Below are 15,085 nucleotides of genomic sequence, written 5' to 3'. Positions count from 1 at the left end.
ACTTTATAATAACGGAGAGAAAAATGTTTAATCGTATTAATTTAGTTCGGTGCAAAATTGCACTTGGTTTTGTGTCGACTGCCATTGTGGTTTATTTTGTGGGGATGGATTCTATCGTCAACCAACATTATGCCTTCAGTGTTTGGTTACATGTTTTAGCGGGTATTGTTTGGATTGGTCTTTTATATTATTTTAACTTTGTACAAGTTCCTGCAATGGGCGCAGCACTTGCTGATAGTGATGGACCAGGTCCAGCGGCAATTGGTAAATATGTGGCACCAAGAGCGTTGTTGTGGTTTCGTATGGCGGCTGCCACTACTTGGGTTTTAGGCTTGGTACTATTGGCATTACAAGGCCGCGGTATGGAAGGCATTATTAGTGCATTTTCGTTTTCGCAAGGCTACCAAATTATCGGTATCGGCGCATGGATGGGAACCATTATGGCGTTCAATGTATGGTTTATTATTTGGCCAAATCAGCAAAAGATTCTAGGTATGAAAGTAGCAACAGCAGAAGAAATTGCAACTGCAAAAGGCAGAGCAGCATTAGCTTCTTCAGTGAATGTTATTTTGTCAATTCCTATGTTGTTAACAATGATTGCATGGCATTAAAATAGTCATTTTCATTAGAAAAAACCGAGTTTTATGCTCGGTTTTTTTTCGTCTATTGTCATGCCATTTTTTTTTAAATAATCGGCATGCACCTCTATGTTATACAAAGACCTCAAATGGTATAATTCATAAACAATTAATCAAAAGTACACCATGGCAACCAATATATTTTTTAATTCTTTATTGGTTATCATTTCAATCGTTGTCATTTTCTTGTTATCAAGACCAAAATTACAAAACAACGAATCTTGGCAAGCCACATTAACCCCGCTTTCATCAATAGTGGGCAGTGGTTTTCTTATTATGGCGCCATTGTTGGCTAGTATTGTTGGCAAACTGTCGCCATTGGCTGTTTTAGGTATTGTGATACTCGCCTATGGCATAGGGCATGTGCTAAGATTTAACATTATGCATGTTGAGCCTAGAAGTAATAAAGGGCTACTTTCTCATAGCGCAAAAGAAATAGAATACCTTGGGAATGTTGTTTTGGTGTTGGCATATATGGTGGCAGTTGCGTTCTATTTGTCTTTGCTTTCTTCATTTTTGCTTCATTATCTTGGTATCTCTAATTTGGTTTATGAGCGTTGGCTAACCACTGCGATTATTATCTTTATAGCAGTCATAGGCTATTTAAAAGGCTTGAGTGGGCTGGAGAAATTAGAATCTTTATCAATGACCGTCCAACTGGCAATTGTGGTTGCTCTGTTAATTGGCTTAGGTGTGTTTGGAATGTATTTTTTGGCATCCGATGAAGTATTAACATTTCATTACACCAAAAGACCTATTTCAGCACAAATTCAAATGCTAGCAGGTGCATTATTAGTGGTTCAGGGCTTTGAAACCTCTCGATTTTTAGGAGAAAAATACTCTCCAGAAGTGCGTGTTGCCAGTATGAGAAATGCCCAAATAATTTCTGCAATACTGTATGTTGTGTCGGTTATTTTATTTATGCCGATTGTGCAAAATATTGATTTAATTAATATTGATCTTGCTCAAATTGTTGATGCAACGGGGTCTGCTGCACTGATATTGCCGCTTATGTTAATTATTGCCGCCTTAATGAGTCAATTTAGTGCTGCTGTTGCCGATACAGGAGGTGCTGGCGGACTCTTGAATGAAAATAGTGGCAATCGATTGCCCACCAAAATCAGTTATGTTGCCATTTCTATGGGTGCCATTTTGTTAGTTTGGGCGGTTGATTTAATGGAGATAATCACACTAGCATCTAAAGCTTTTGCCACTTATTATTTGTTACAAACCCTTTTAGCTTTGTTCTATTGTCACAAAGATTGCGATTCTAGCGCCAAAATAACCATTGTTAACAAGGTGCTTTATGTCGCAATTATATTGATTTTATTGTATGTTATTTTCTTTGCAATTTCTGCTGAATAAAAATTATTTTCTCGTTATTTAACACCTGCATTATCCTAAAACTTCTGATGTGGGGTTCGTGATTTAATTGATATACGCTCATTGATTTTTTTGGTGTCAATGGTTTCATTTTTGGATTCAGGGGCTTGGTATGATTTTTTAAAAAATGGTATAATTCATCGTTATGATAAAAAGAACACCTATTTTAAAAGTGAGTGGCAAAGATGCGCAGAGTTTTTTGCAAGGGCAGTTGTCAAGTGATATTAATAAGATTGTTGATGAGCAATGGCAGTTGAATACTTATTGCCAGCATCAGGGGCGCATTATTGCGTTGATGTGGGTGCAAAAACAGGGTGATGATTTTTATTTAGACTTTGCCCTAGATTTGAAAACAGTAGTGCAAAATCGTTTGCAGATGTTTGCCTTGAATGCCGAGGTGGTTTTTAGCGAGGTTGACAATCAAAAAAAATCTACTGAAGAGGCGCAGGTAACACTGGCAACCAGTGAAAAATTTATTCCACAAGATTTGAATTTGGATATTGAGGAGGTGGGTGTGAGTTTTACCAAAGGGTGTTACCCTGGGCAGGAAGTGGTGGCAAGAGTGCATTATTTAGGCAAGCCGAAGCGCAGATTGTATCGATTTGAGTGTGATTTTGAGGTTAATCCATTGGACAAATTAACACTGGAAGACACCACAAAAAATGTTGGAACAGTGCTTAATCAGGTAAAATCTTGCTTTTTTGCGGTGCTTAAAATCGCTGAAAAAGACAAAACACTTTTTGTTAACAACCAGCCAGTTAAGTTGCTTGAATTGGCTAATTTTTCATCATAATACCGCTATAAAAATCTCTATATAAACATGAAATTTATTAAAATTTTGGCATTCTTGTTGCTGACTTCTCCTGCTTTTGCAACTACCGATTCATTAACCACTTTAGATTTAACTAACCATTGGGTGGGTTACATTGCTTTGGCGTTGTTTGTATTGGCGTATATTTTTGTCATGGTGGAGGAATTTACCCTTTTTAGGAAGTCCAAGCCTGTTATTTTAGTGGCAGGTATTATCTGGGGGTTGATTGGTTGGACTTATGCCCAGCACGGTTTGCCGCATAGCGCCGAAGTAGCACTTAAGCACAATATGTTAGAATATTCGGAGTTATTCTTATTCTTATTGGTGGCAATGACTTATATTGAGGCGATGCGTGAGCGCAATGTATTTGAGGCGTTGAAAGTTTGGTTGACGAATAAGGGTTTGACATTTCGCCAGTTGTTTTGGCTCACAGGATTTTTGGCATTTTTTATCTCACCGATTGCAGATAATTTAACCACGGCATTGATTATGGGTGCGGTGGTCATGGCGGTTGGCAAGGGCAATCCTCGGTTTGTTTCGTTGGCATTTATTAATATCGTGGTGGCAGCCAATGCGGGTGGTGCGTTTAGTCCGTTTGGCGATATTACCACACTAATGGTTTGGCAAAAAGGGGTGGTAGGATTCTCCCAATTCTTTAATTTATTTATCCCATCTTTAATTAACTTTTTGGTGCCAGCGGCGATTATGCATTTTTTCATTAAAAACCAGGTGGCAACCAGCGACAATCAGACAGTTAAGATTAAAACGGGTGGTTTGACGATTGTTATTTTGTTTATGTTGACTATTTTTACCGCAGTGGGTTTTTACAACTTCTTGCATTTACCGCCAGCAATGGGGATGATGACAGGATTGGGTTATTTGATGGTCATGTCCTTCTTTGTTCGTAGAAAGGAAAGAAAAACGCAGGATGGTGGTTTTGATATATTTAACAAAATTTCACTTGCTGAGTGGGATACATTATTGTTCTTTTTTGGGGTAATTATCAGTGTTGGTGGCTTAGGTTTTATGGGATATTTGGCACTCACTTCAGAGCTAATGTATGCTTCTTTAGGAGCAACTTATGCCAATATTTTGGTCGGTGTTTTATCGGCAGTTGTTGATAATATCCCAGTGATGTTTGCGGTGTTAACGATGAATCCTGATATGGGTTTAAATCAGTGGTTATTAGTAACATTGACTGCGGGTGTGGGTGGTAGCTTGCTTTCAGTGGGCTCTGCTGCAGGTGTGGCACTGATGGGGCAGTCAAAAGGTCTTTATACCTTTGTCTCTCATTTAAAGTGGACGCCAGTTATTGCACTGGGGTATGGTGCAAGTATTTATGCACACATCCTTGTTAATGGCATCTAAAATTAACTTATTAGTAGATATTGGTAATAGCAGTATCAGTTGGAAAACTGGTGATTGTTATAGTCGTGTTGATATTAAAGATTTCCAAGTCAGCGCTATACCACAACACCAGATTAGCACCATCGCCTGTGTTGCTAACCACGAACTGATTCAGCATTTTTCCAAACCAATAATTATCAAACCCAAACCTTACAAAGACTTGGTTTTTGATTATAGTTTGGAACAATTAGGGGTTGATCGTTTTTTGGGGCTTGTGGCAGGGTATGATAAATATCCAGAACAAGATTTTATGTTGGTGGATATTGGTACTTTTGTCACTCTTGATATTGTGCGCAGTAAGCGACATATTGATGAGGGCATTGCACCAGGGCTTGAGCAATTACAAAAGTGTAAAACTTTTGTGGGTGATGACAGTCAAAAATCATGGCGAATGGGAACAAAAAATATGTTGCGTGATACCATTGAAAAGCATTGTGATGCATTTAATGGCAAGATTTTAATCACGGGCGGTGGGCAAGTAATAGTGGATATTAAGCAAGCAGAATATCATCAAAATTTAGTAATAACAGGATTGGAAATAATAAATGGAAAATAGAGTTTTATCAGGAATGAGGCCAACAGGGCAACTGCATTTAGGGCATTATCATGGCGTTTTAAAAAACTGGTTAGCATTACAAAATGAGTACGATTCTTATTTTTTTGTTGCTGATTGGCATGCGTTTACGACCCATTATTCTGACAAAATTGACCTTGAGTCTAATGTCATCGAGATGGTGGTTGACTGGTTAGCAGCAGGCATTAATCCAAATACTTCAACCATTTTTGTGCAATCAAAAGTGCCAGAGCATGCAGAATTACATTTGCTCTTATCAATGATTACACCCTTGCCTTGGTTGGAGCGCGTACCATCCTATAAGGATCAGCAAGAAAAATTAAAAACCAGAGATTTAGGCACCTATGGTTTCTTGGGTTATCCGTTGTTGCAAAGCGCAGATATTTTGATATACAAAGCAGGCTTAGTGCCTGTAGGCGAAGACCAAGTGGCACATATTGAACTGACGCGCGAAGTGGCAAGGCGTTTTAATTATGTGTATGGACGAGAGGCTGATTTTGAAGAAAAAGCCGAAACTGCTATTACTAAAATGGGTAAAAAACAAGCCAAATCTTATCGTGCATTGCGTAAGGCTTATCAAGAAACGGGTGATGATGAAGCGTTAATCAAAGCGCAAGCAATGCTAAAAGAGCAACAAAATATTACTTTAGGTGATAGAGAAAGATTGCTGGGTTATATTGAAGGTGTAGGTAGGATCATTTTGCCCGAGCCAGAATCTCTACTCACAAAAGCGTCAAAAATGCCAGGCTTAGATGGGCAAAAAATGAGCAAATCTTATGGTAATACTATTTCTTTGCGTGACAGTGCAGATGAGATTGAAGTCAAGATTAAGCGTATGCCAACTGACCCAGCGCGCGTTAAACTCACCGATGCAGGCGATCCAGAAAAATGCCCAGTTTGGCAATTGCACAAAGTGTATTCGGATGAACAAACCTGCGATTGGGTAAAAGATGGCTGTGTACACGCAAAAATGGGCTGCGTTGAATGCAAGCAACCGGTCATTGAGAGTGTTCAAGCAGAATTACTACCTATGCAAGAGCGCATTGCTAAATATCAAGCTGATCCAAGCCACATTAAGCAAATCATTCACGACGGCTCGCAAAGAGCGCGTAATGTGGCTAAAGAGACAATGGCAGAAGTTCGTGAAGCTATGGGTATCATCTATTAATCAATAATTAGTTAATTATGTTATAATCTTCAAACAGTTAACGATTGATAAAAAAACACAAGGACAAAATAATGATTATTTTAAAAGAAGGCTCAAATGGACTGGAGTGATTCAATCATTTTTCAAATTATACAAACAGCCACTTTAATAGTGGCTGTTTTAGTTATTATATATATAGAATTTGAAAAATTTACCAAGATTCTCAATGGATAGACTACAAAAATTGATTGCCACAGCCGGTTATGGCTCACGCCGTTGGGCGGAGAGATTGATTGAGCAAGGACGCATCGAAGTTAACAACAAAACTGCCAGTATTGGCGATAAGGCGCAAATAACAGACACCGTTAAGATTGATGGGCGAAAAATTGACCTTGCGCGTTATCAAGAGGAAGAAACCAAAGTTATTATTCTGAACAAACAAGCAGGGGTTATCTGCTCTAACAAAGATGAGGAAGGGCGTAAGAGTGTTTTTGATTTATTACCTAAAGAATCACGCTGGGTCATGGTAGGGCGACTAGATTTAAACACCTCAGGCTTGTTGTTATTCACCAATAATGGCAATTTAGCCAATAAACTCATGCACCCAAGCTCTGAAATTGATAGAGAATACGCCGTTAGAGTATTGGGAAAAGTCGAACAAGAGGACTTGCGACAATTAACAGATGGTATTGAATTAGACGACGGCTTTGCCAAATTTTCCCGTGTCTCTGTTGGTGGTGGACAAGGGGCAAATCGTTGGTATAAAGTGGTTCTGAAAGAAGGACGCAAGCGTGAAGTGCGTCGCCTATGGGAATCATTAGGCTTTAAAGTATCTCGTTTAATTCGTATTCGTTTTGGTGAAATTCGTCTGCCAGATAATCTTAGAGCAAACCAAGTTGACACGCTTAAACCCGGGCAAGTAAAATTGTTATTAGATGCGGTCAATTTGAAAGGCTAGGGCACTTCCATTAATTTAAGATAACTTTTATTTTGAATAATATACAACCTCAACAATTCCAAACAACAATCTAAAATTTCTTATTTTGAATAAGCCAAATTAAATTAAGGTGAATTCAACCCATAACTGCAACACTTTCATTTAAAAAATTGTCAGAGGTTTTGGGGTAATATAAATAAAGCCACCACAGATTCTGTCAACGACAGTGAAATGACTTATTTTTAAGAGACTTAAGTCTAATGCTATAATTTTCGATATTGTAAAGCCTTTTTCAGTTGCTTTGTATGATCATGAAGTTCATATTTGGCATCTTCTTGACAAAAGAGCCAAAGTACTCGCTAAGAAAGCGAATAAACTTGATCTTCTCGCACATCAACTTGAACCTAAAGAGTGAAAAAATCAACAGTTGTGTAGACAGAGACCTTTGTAGTGCACAGCCTTTTTTTTAAGGTATTTTCAAGGGGAGTGCGTAAATTATCGATATTTTTTCAATAACGCCAATAAAATTGCATAGGTCTCTACATCCATAATACTGTCTACGCCACTTGGTCTAAAATGCCTTTGAAAGGCGGCGACAACAAATTTATATTGCTTAAGATCTTTGATATGTTTGTCTATATGATAGCCATATTCAATTAACTTTTCTTTGCCTATTTCGTCATTAGGTGCGGTTTCAAGGGTTGAGCGAAAATACTCAACATCAGATTCATCATACCAAGCAGAGGCACCACTTTTGGCAAGCCTTTCCCATGGGAATAACTTCCCCGGATCTACTTTTCTACTGGGTGCTATATCAGAATGACCAATAATATCAACATCTTTAACTTTGTAAAGTTGCTTAAGTTTCTTAACTAAAAACACAATGGCTTGAAATTGTTCTTCTGGATAGGCGTCTACATTGCCATCTAAATTAACAATTTCAATCCCAATTGATGAGTTATTTAAATCAGAGTCATTACCCCATGTGCTAACACCTGCATGCCAACTACGCTTAGAATCTGAGACAATTTGGTAGATAAAATCTGGATATTTTTCAGTAAGCGCATTATTGATTATGTAATGAGCACTTACCTTGTTTTTGTCTTTTCCTAGTAAAGTATCAAAAGATTTTTGCGTATCCTCAGCCGTGTAATGAATGATAATTTGTCGTATCCTAGAATTAAAATTGATGGATTTGTACTTATTGTTGATAGGAAAATCTGTATTAATCGGTAAAATATCAGATTCAGTTGTATGGTTTTTAGACATAACTTAGTCTCCAAGACAGTTGTTAAATTGAGAAAAAATAGGTTGATGTGCCAATCTATTCCTGCATTAAAAAAATCACAAATACTTTATGCATTTTATATTTGATTTTTTCCAAATATAAAATGCATAAAATACAAATTATATAGAAAAAATTATTGATATAAAATTTAAAATTATTTTAAATGAATGGGATTAAAAAATGGTTAATATCCTGAGACTGACTTATTAAGTGTTGCCCTTATGGTGTAAATCCAAGGAGCCCCCTTTTTTTTACTCAACTACAGATTAGCAATGCTTGAAATTCAAGACGCAAGTATGGTCAAACTTAGTGGAGAAACACACCATCCTATTGCACTGCCTAGTCCATCTGACACCATGCTTGGGTTGATGTAGCAACCAAAAATTAAAGCAAAACTTTTTCAATCTGAACAGATTTAATAAAGTCTTTTTGCCAATTTTTACCTAACTGTTGCTCGGCCATTAACTCTATTGGATAAATTGCCTCAACACCTGTTGAATCACTATAACGCGATAAACCTTGCCGACAAGCAGGGCAGGTGGTGAGTATTTTGGTTGGTTGGTTGGTTGGTTGTAGCGTGGCTAAATCTTTTTTTATTTCGGCTTCTTTGCGAAATTTTACTTGCTTGGCAATATCGGGGCGAGCCACTGCAAAAGTACCAGCCTCACCACAGCAACGATCATTACTAATCACTTCTGAATTCATAATTTTAGCAATAACAGTTGCGGAATCATTTGATTTGATTGGGTCATGGCAAGGGGCATGATAAAGATATTGCTCATCTGAGCTATCAAGCGTCACCTTGTTTTCTAGTAAATATTCGTGGATATCAGTAAGGCTGGCATCTTTAAAAATATCACCCAATTCATAAGTCATCAGTTGGTCAATACAGGTGCCACAAGAAGTTAGTACATGCTTAATATCAAGATAATTAAGTGTGTTTGCCATACGATGAAACAAAACACGATTATCAGTTGCCATGGCATTGGCCTTTTGCTCGTATCCACCAGATTTTTGTGGATAGCCACAGCACAAATAACTGGGTGGCAAGACAACTTTGACCCCTTGATGATAGAGTAGGGCGATGGTGGCTAAACCAATATTGGAATACAATCGCTCCGAGCCACAACCAGGGAAATAGAATACACTGGGGGAGTCGGCATTTGATTTTTCAGGGTGCGCTAAAATCGGAACACTGCCTGCATCATTAATATTAAGCAGACTTCTTAATGGCGCCATTGATGTGTCGCTCGGCAGGGGCTTATCTAAAATGGTAACCAATTCTGTGAAAACGCTTGGGCTGCCAACGGTTTTATCAGGTTGTTTTTTTAAGAATGAGCGACTTAATTTTGAAGCGATATTTTGTGCTTTATAGCTAAAATCAATGAGTAGCTTTTTGGTAATATTAATCTTCCACGGCTGGCTCATATTAAGATAAGCAATAGACGCTTTAGAGGCGATATTGGTGTGTCTTTGTTTTTGTTTGACTAGGATATTTTTCATCTTAATGGAAACATCGCCAAAATCAATATTGACTGGACAAGGTTTTTCGCAACGATGACAAATAGTGCAATGGTCTGCCACATCGTTTAATTCATTAAAATGCTCAATAGACACACCACGACGCGTTTGCTCTTCGTAAAGGAAGGCCTCTGAAATAAGATTGGTGCCAATAATTTTATCACGCGGTGAATAGAGTAAATTGGCTTCTGGAACATGGGTGGCACAAACATTTTTGCACTTGCCACAACGCAAGCACGACTTCACCATATCATTAATTTCACCAATACCACTGCTTTCTAGAATCAAGGCTTCTTGCTCAACTAAGCGCAAAGAAGGGGTAAAGGCATTGTTGAGATTACCACCTGGCATCAGCTTGCCCTTGTTGAAATGTCCGTTAGGGTCAATGTGGTTTTTGTATTTGAAAAAGTCTTGCTTGAATTTGTCGGATAGGTATTGATATTTAGTCAACCCAATACCGTGCTCACCTGAAATTACACCACCAAGTTGCTGTGCTAAAATCATAATTTCATCCACCACTTTTTCAGCGGATTCTAGCATTTGTGTGTTGTGTGAGTGCACGGGGATGTTGGTATGTACATTGCCATCGCCAGCGTGCATATGCGTGGCTACGAATAGACGAACTTCACGATATTCATTATGTATTGTTTTGACTTTTTCACGAATCTGAGTAAATACATCACCCATTAATAGATCATTCAAAGGCTGAGAGAAGTCAGCAACATAAGAGATCACACGCTCACTGGTTTGTAGTGCTTTAAATCCAGCTTCTTGTTCAAGGCTTGTTAGTGCATCTTGCCATGCGCTTTCAACCCTATCAAGCAGTGACAGAGTATGATTGATTTTGTCTTTAACAAGACTGGTGTTTGCATCAATGCTGTGAAAATAATCTTTAATTGCACCTAATGTGGCAAGTTTGTTCTCAATCGATAAACGAATGTTAATGCGCTCAATGCCATGAGAATAATCCCCTAATTTGTCCAGAGGAATAACCACATCTTCATTAATTTTAAAAGCGTTGGTATGAGCGGCAATCGCTGCAGTATTGGCACGGTCTTTCCAAAAAATTTGGCGTTTTTCTGCTGAGCGTGCAACAAAACACTCCCCATCTCTGTCTTGTGTTAGCGTGATGATTTTTTCAATTTGTGATTCTAATGAATCTTGCTGGTTTGCACTAATATCAAGTAGTAAAATCATTTTTGGTAATTCTGAACGAGTGGCTTTTGTGGTGTAATTGACTGCTTTGATATAGCGACTATCAAGATGCTCCATGCCAATTAAATCAACATCTTTAGAGCCATCTACGCTGTCTTTAATGGCAACAATGGCAGAAACTGCACGGTCTAAGTCATAACCAAAAAACTCCAAACATAGTGTGTTAATATGTGCAAGTGGTTGGTGCAAAATGAACTGTGCGGAAGTAATAAAGCCATCACAGCCTTCTTTTTGAATACCGGGCAATCCATCTAAAAATTTATTGGTAACATCTTTGCCTAAGCCACTTTTACGCATGTCTTTAGCGTTAATAGTGAGTATTTCAGATTTTATGGGCGTACTGGCATCTCTCTTTAAATGATGAATTTCAAAACTCACTTCCTTGAGCAATTGAATCTTATCTTGATTATGATTAAGGCGCTCCACCTGTAACCAATTACCATCAGGCATGACCATCTTCCAAGACAAAAGATTATCAATTGTGGTTCCCCATTTTAAGGCTTTTTTGCCACCGGCATTCATTGCCACATTGCCACCGATGGTACAAGCATCTTGCGAAGTTGGATCAACGGCAAAGACTAAGTTATTTGCCGTTGCTACCTCACTAACGCGTTTGGTAATCACGCCTGCGCCGACATTCACACTGTACAGTCCATCGTTATGTTGGACGGTATCAATAAAACTGAGTTTTTCTGTATTGATAACAGCTGTTTGTGCACTCAGAGGAATAGCACCCCCTGTATAGCCCGTGCCACCACCACGCGGGATGATTGTGAGCCCTAATTTAATACAAGTTTTGATGATGTTGGCAATTTCCAGCTCAGTATCTGGGGTGATAACCACCGCAGGATATTCAACACGCCAGTCAGTTGCATCGGTGGCATGGGATGAGCGTGATAGGGCATCAAAGCGAATATTATTATTGTGGGTGACTTTGAGTAGTGCTTTTTTAATGCGTGTTTTGTTGTTTTTAAATTCACGCAAACAAGATTTAAAATCATCGACGGCTTGATCAGCACTATTTAATAACTCCAATACTTTTTTATTGCCATTAGCGCGCAGGCGAATTTGGTTAAGACGAGAATACAGTGCTTGGGTAAGTGCCTTCCAGCGTTTTTTGTTGTTAATCAGGTCTTCTTGCAAGTAAGGGTTGCGATTCACTACCCACATATCGCCTAATACTTCAAACAACATTCTTGCACTGCGACCTGTGTTGCGATTTTCTCGTAGTTGTTCAAGTAATTCCCACGATTGATCACCCAAAAATCGACACACGATTTCCTTGTCTGAGAACGAAGTATAGTTGTAAGGAATTTCGCGATATTGTTGCAAGTTTGTAAAGAGGGTTGTTAAACTGCATTTATTTTACTAGAGACTTTTGCATCAATAGAGATGATTAGCAAAATGACAAGTTTTGCCGAATAGGTGATTATTCATATTTATGCAAAGGTCTCTACTATAATAATAGTTATTGTTTGTTTGTTCGGAGTTGTTTGATGTTGTGGATAAAAGCCTTTCATATTATTAGTGTGATTACTTGGTTTGCGGCTTTGTTTTATTTGCCGCGCCTTTTTGTTTATCATGCCATGAGTGATGACCAAGTGAGTATTGAGCGTTTTAAAGTGATGGAGCGTAAACTCTATCGCGGTATTATGATGCCGAGTTTTGTTTTGGCAACAATATTAGGTGCTTGGATGGTGATTGATAACTGGGTAGTTTATAGCACTCAATATTGGCTACATGCTAAGTTGGCACTGGTTATGCCACTGATTGCTTATCATTTTTATTGTGGGTATTTATTGTCAGTTTTCAAAGCGGATAAAAACACCTATTCGCATATTTTCTATCGTTGGTTTAACGAGTTTCCAGTCTTAATATTAGTGGCAATTGTTATTTTAGTGGTGGTTAAGCCTTTTTAGATTTAGATAATTTAAGATAATTATCAGCCAATGCTTCATAGATAGGTTGCTTATAGATTTGTTTAGAGATAAAACTAGCAACAAAGGCAACCACTAATCCTGGTATTAACAAATGCAGGCTTAGCGTCATTTCAAGAACGACAAAAGTAGAAGTAAGTGGCGCTCTAATCACCGCACTTAAATACCCAATCATTGCCATTATTATCACAACTTGTGTATCAATTTGTGTATAGAAATTAGCTGCTTCTGAGCCAAGCCCTGCACCAATTGAAATACTTGGCATAAAGACGCCACCTGGAATGGTGGATACAAATGAGCTGAGTGTGGCAAAGTATTTCATCACAACAAAGTCTAAGCCTAGTGGTTTGTTATTAAGGATTTGCAAAACTTCAGCGTGTCCAGAACCTGCAATTTTCCCCGCAGACAAATAATTAAAAATCGCAACAACAACACCCAGCAACAAAGCAATAGTAATAACTTTGGTTTTGGTATGGGCAATAAATTTTTTAATCAAATAAAGTGTTGCCATAGAAAATAAACCACCCAAAATCCCTGTGACAATCACCAAAGGCAATAGTTGCCAAATTAAGCTTAAGTCAAATGAATGTGAAGATAGGTCACCTAAATAAGGTGTATTGCCGCGATAAATAACGGCCAATAAATAAACCATTGCACTCACAATTGTAATAAGAATTAAAGCTTGTTTTTTTAGGTTTCTGCCGATTTCCTCATAAGCAAACAACACACCAGCAATAGGTGCATTAAACGCTACAATCAGTCCTGCGCTACCACCAATGGCAATCAGGGCATGAATTAAAAACTTGCGATTGAGTTTGATAAAACGATTAAAGCCATAAAAAATTGAGCCACCAATATGAATGCTAGGCCCTTCAATGCCAATGGGTGCACCCCCCAACATCGCCAAAAAAATCAAACCTATTTTTCCCGCTGCCACCCTAAAAGAAAGTAATTGCTCACGAATAGATTTATTACGAGAGTCAGTAGCGGCAATGAGTTGTGGAATACCGCTACCCTGCACAAAGTGACAATACTGTTTGGCAAAATAAATAATCACCACAAAAGTAATTGGTGTAATAATAAAATTTAAAATAGGATGTTCAACAATGAAAGTTTTAAAAACATGCTGTGAAAATCCACTAACAGATAAGAAAAAAGTAACAGCCACGACTGTTAAAACACTGGCAAGCGTTAGTAACGCATAAGTTTTTAACTCATTGGGAAATTGGTGGGTAATGTATCTTTTCATTATTAAAAATGCTTTTCCATAAATATATGTTTATGGAAGATATGTATAAAAAATGCTTTAATTCAAGGTTTATAAAAGAGTTTTACTTTTTAGGATCAATTAAAGCGTTTTTTTTTGTAAGCAAATCTTTCATATCAATGGAAGGCAGGTTGTATATGCCAAATTGATATGATTGGGTCATACGCTCTAAATCCCCTCGTAGTTTGGCAATAGAGATTGAGATTGCTGATAGGGTTTTTAAATTATTAATAGCAGTTTCATCTAACCCAATATCTGTTATTTGAAATATATAGTCTGTTTTTAATGAAATAACATAACCAGGCATTTTTTTACCTTTGTTGTTAATATCTATTTCAATGCGAACCATAAATTCATTCGCCTCATTAGCGTCTTCTAAAATATCAAAATTTAAATCTATTACATAATCAGACATTGAAAGAGATTCTTTAATACCCTGTTTAGGGACAAATGCTTTAACTGATAATGAGTTTAAAAAACTTGCTTGACATTGTAAGGGTGAATTTTGTGTTTTCATATTTTATGCTGCATACAATTCAACATTACTAACGGGAAATTCTTCATTACTAACGGGAAATTCTTCATTACTAATGGAAATTTTTTCTGTTACAGGAATAATATTATTCTCGTTTCTCACACTATCTGTAATAGGTTGTTTTAATTCAAAGTTAATGTCTAATGCCAGCTCTATTTTTGCCAATGTTTTGAAATTAATTAATTTATTAAAATTAAAAAACTGAGAAATATAACTGGCAGATGTGCCGATTTTATTTGCCAAGTCTTTTTGCGTCATTGATTGCTGGTCTAGTACTTGCTCTATTTGGGTTAAGTATTGCCCCATCAAATCATAAGCTTTAGTGTCAATTAGTGCATCGCCTGTGGGATTGAAAATATCATGGAAAAAATCAATTGCCTCTTGGTTGGTATATTTAGTAGTCATAGTCATTTACCTTTTTTATT

13 protein-coding genes are annotated in these 15,085 nt (G+C 37.5%); 8 read left to right on the top strand and 5 right to left on the bottom strand.

Translation table 11 applies throughout. The features are described from left to right. Positions 1-104: 104 nt before the first annotated feature. The 7 genes from BBROOKSOX_RS01360 (at position 105) to BBROOKSOX_RS01330 (ending at position 6,918) form a co-directional block, all read left to right on the top strand. A complete protein-coding gene (locus BBROOKSOX_RS01360) occupies positions 105-611 on the top strand; it encodes a urate hydroxylase PuuD (RefSeq protein WP_139659379.1) in 507 nt (168 codons plus the stop codon). A gap of 153 nt (positions 612-764) precedes the next feature. Next, positions 765-2,003, top strand: a complete 1,239-nt coding sequence (locus tag BBROOKSOX_RS01355; RefSeq protein WP_139659359.1) for a hypothetical protein — start codon at positions 765-767, stop codon at positions 2,001-2,003. 163 nt (positions 2,004-2,166) lie between these two features. Continuing rightward, the gene (ygfZ, locus tag BBROOKSOX_RS01350) at positions 2,167-2,814 is read left to right on the top strand and encodes a CAF17-like 4Fe-4S cluster assembly/insertion protein YgfZ (RefSeq protein WP_139659358.1); all 648 of its coding nucleotides are present in this window, start codon (positions 2,167-2,169) and stop codon (positions 2,812-2,814) included. Between the two features lie 27 nt (positions 2,815-2,841). Next, complete coding sequence (gene nhaD / locus BBROOKSOX_RS01345; protein WP_139659357.1) at positions 2,842-4,200, top strand: sodium:proton antiporter NhaD; 1,359 nt, start codon at positions 2,842-2,844, stop codon at positions 4,198-4,200. After that, positions 4,190-4,795: a type III pantothenate kinase gene (locus BBROOKSOX_RS01340; RefSeq protein WP_180323803.1), complete on the top strand. Its 606-nt coding sequence runs from the start codon at positions 4,190-4,192 to the stop codon at positions 4,793-4,795. The genes nhaD and BBROOKSOX_RS01340 overlap by 11 nt, the downstream gene beginning before the upstream one ends. After that, positions 4,785-5,981, top strand: coding sequence for a tryptophan--tRNA ligase (locus tag BBROOKSOX_RS01335; protein ID WP_139659355.1), 1,197 nt, complete (start codon positions 4,785-4,787; stop codon positions 5,979-5,981). Before BBROOKSOX_RS01340 ends, BBROOKSOX_RS01335 begins: the two co-directional genes overlap by 11 nt. 205 nt (positions 5,982-6,186) lie before the next feature. Next, positions 6,187-6,918 carry a pseudouridine synthase gene (locus BBROOKSOX_RS01330; RefSeq protein WP_139659354.1) on the top strand — a complete coding sequence of 244 codons (732 nt, stop codon included), beginning with the start codon at positions 6,187-6,189 and terminating at the stop codon, positions 6,916-6,918. 474 nt (positions 6,919-7,392) lie between these two features. Here BBROOKSOX_RS01330 and BBROOKSOX_RS01325 read toward each other — a convergent pair whose 3' ends face one another. Then, on the bottom strand, positions 7,393-8,166 hold the full coding sequence (locus BBROOKSOX_RS01325) for an N-acetylmuramoyl-L-alanine amidase (RefSeq protein WP_139659353.1): 774 nt from the start codon (positions 8,164-8,166) through the stop codon (positions 7,393-7,395). A gap of 403 nt (positions 8,167-8,569) precedes the next feature. Next, positions 8,570-12,253, bottom strand: a complete 3,684-nt coding sequence (locus tag BBROOKSOX_RS01320) for a DUF3683 domain-containing protein (protein ID WP_139659352.1) — start codon at positions 12,251-12,253, stop codon at positions 8,570-8,572. A gap of 164 nt (positions 12,254-12,417) precedes the next feature. Here BBROOKSOX_RS01320 and hemJ point away from each other — a divergent pair, with 164 nt between their 5' ends. Continuing rightward, complete coding sequence (hemJ, locus tag BBROOKSOX_RS01315; protein ID WP_139659351.1) at positions 12,418-12,840, top strand: protoporphyrinogen oxidase HemJ; 423 nt, start codon at positions 12,418-12,420, stop codon at positions 12,838-12,840. On the opposite strand, the gene BBROOKSOX_RS01310 is transcribed toward hemJ, so the two are convergent. The 3 genes from BBROOKSOX_RS01310 to BBROOKSOX_RS01300 form a co-directional block, all read right to left on the bottom strand. After that, entirely contained in the window at positions 12,827-14,107 is a 1,281-nt protein-coding gene (locus BBROOKSOX_RS01310) for a chloride channel protein (protein ID WP_139659350.1), read from the bottom strand. The two genes, hemJ and BBROOKSOX_RS01310, sit on opposite strands and share 14 nt — an antisense overlap. An 82-nt stretch (positions 14,108-14,189) precedes the next feature. Further along, entirely contained in the window at positions 14,190-14,642 is a 453-nt protein-coding gene (locus BBROOKSOX_RS01305; RefSeq protein WP_139659349.1) for a hypothetical protein, read from the bottom strand. 3 nt (positions 14,643-14,645) lie between these two features. Next, positions 14,646-15,065, bottom strand: coding sequence for a helix-turn-helix domain-containing protein (locus BBROOKSOX_RS01300; protein WP_180323802.1), 420 nt, complete (start codon positions 15,063-15,065; stop codon positions 14,646-14,648). Positions 15,066-15,085 lie beyond the last annotated feature (20 nt).

The organism is bacterium endosymbiont of Bathymodiolus sp. 5 South, assembly GCF_900128535.1.
Lineage (GTDB): Bacteria > Pseudomonadota > Gammaproteobacteria > PS1 > Pseudothioglobaceae > Thiodubiliella.
The sequence above is the reverse complement of the archived record's forward strand: the minus strand, read 5'-3'. Positions and strand labels throughout refer to the sequence as shown.

Bases quoted from the DNA above. Each gene is read 5' to 3' on its own strand.
- BBROOKSOX_RS01360 (WP_139659379.1), top strand. From the start codon at position 105: ATGGATTCTATCGTCAACCAACATTATGCCTTCAGTGTTTGGTTACAT.
- BBROOKSOX_RS01355 (WP_139659359.1), top strand. From the start codon at position 765: ATGGCAACCAATATATTTTTTAATTCTTTATTGGTTATCATTTCAATC.
- ygfZ (WP_139659358.1), top strand. From the start codon at position 2,167: ATGATAAAAAGAACACCTATTTTAAAAGTGAGTGGCAAAGATGCGCAG.
- nhaD (WP_139659357.1), top strand. From the start codon at position 2,842: ATGAAATTTATTAAAATTTTGGCATTCTTGTTGCTGACTTCTCCTGCT.
- BBROOKSOX_RS01340 (WP_180323803.1), top strand. From the start codon at position 4,190: ATGGCATCTAAAATTAACTTATTAGTAGATATTGGTAATAGCAGTATC.
- BBROOKSOX_RS01335 (WP_139659355.1), top strand. From the start codon at position 4,785: ATGGAAAATAGAGTTTTATCAGGAATGAGGCCAACAGGGCAACTGCAT.
- BBROOKSOX_RS01330 (WP_139659354.1), top strand. From the start codon at position 6,187: ATGGATAGACTACAAAAATTGATTGCCACAGCCGGTTATGGCTCACGC.
- BBROOKSOX_RS01325 (WP_139659353.1), bottom strand. From the start codon at position 8,166: ATGTCTAAAAACCATACAACTGAATCTGATATTTTACCGATTAATACA.
- hemJ (WP_139659351.1), top strand. From the start codon at position 12,418: ATGTTGTGGATAAAAGCCTTTCATATTATTAGTGTGATTACTTGGTTT.
- BBROOKSOX_RS01310 (WP_139659350.1), bottom strand. From the start codon at position 14,107: ATGAAAAGATACATTACCCACCAATTTCCCAATGAGTTAAAAACTTAT.
- BBROOKSOX_RS01305 (WP_139659349.1), bottom strand. From the start codon at position 14,642: ATGAAAACACAAAATTCACCCTTACAATGTCAAGCAAGTTTTTTAAAC.
- BBROOKSOX_RS01300 (WP_180323802.1), bottom strand. From the start codon at position 15,065: ATGACTACTAAATATACCAACCAAGAGGCAATTGATTTTTTCCATGAT.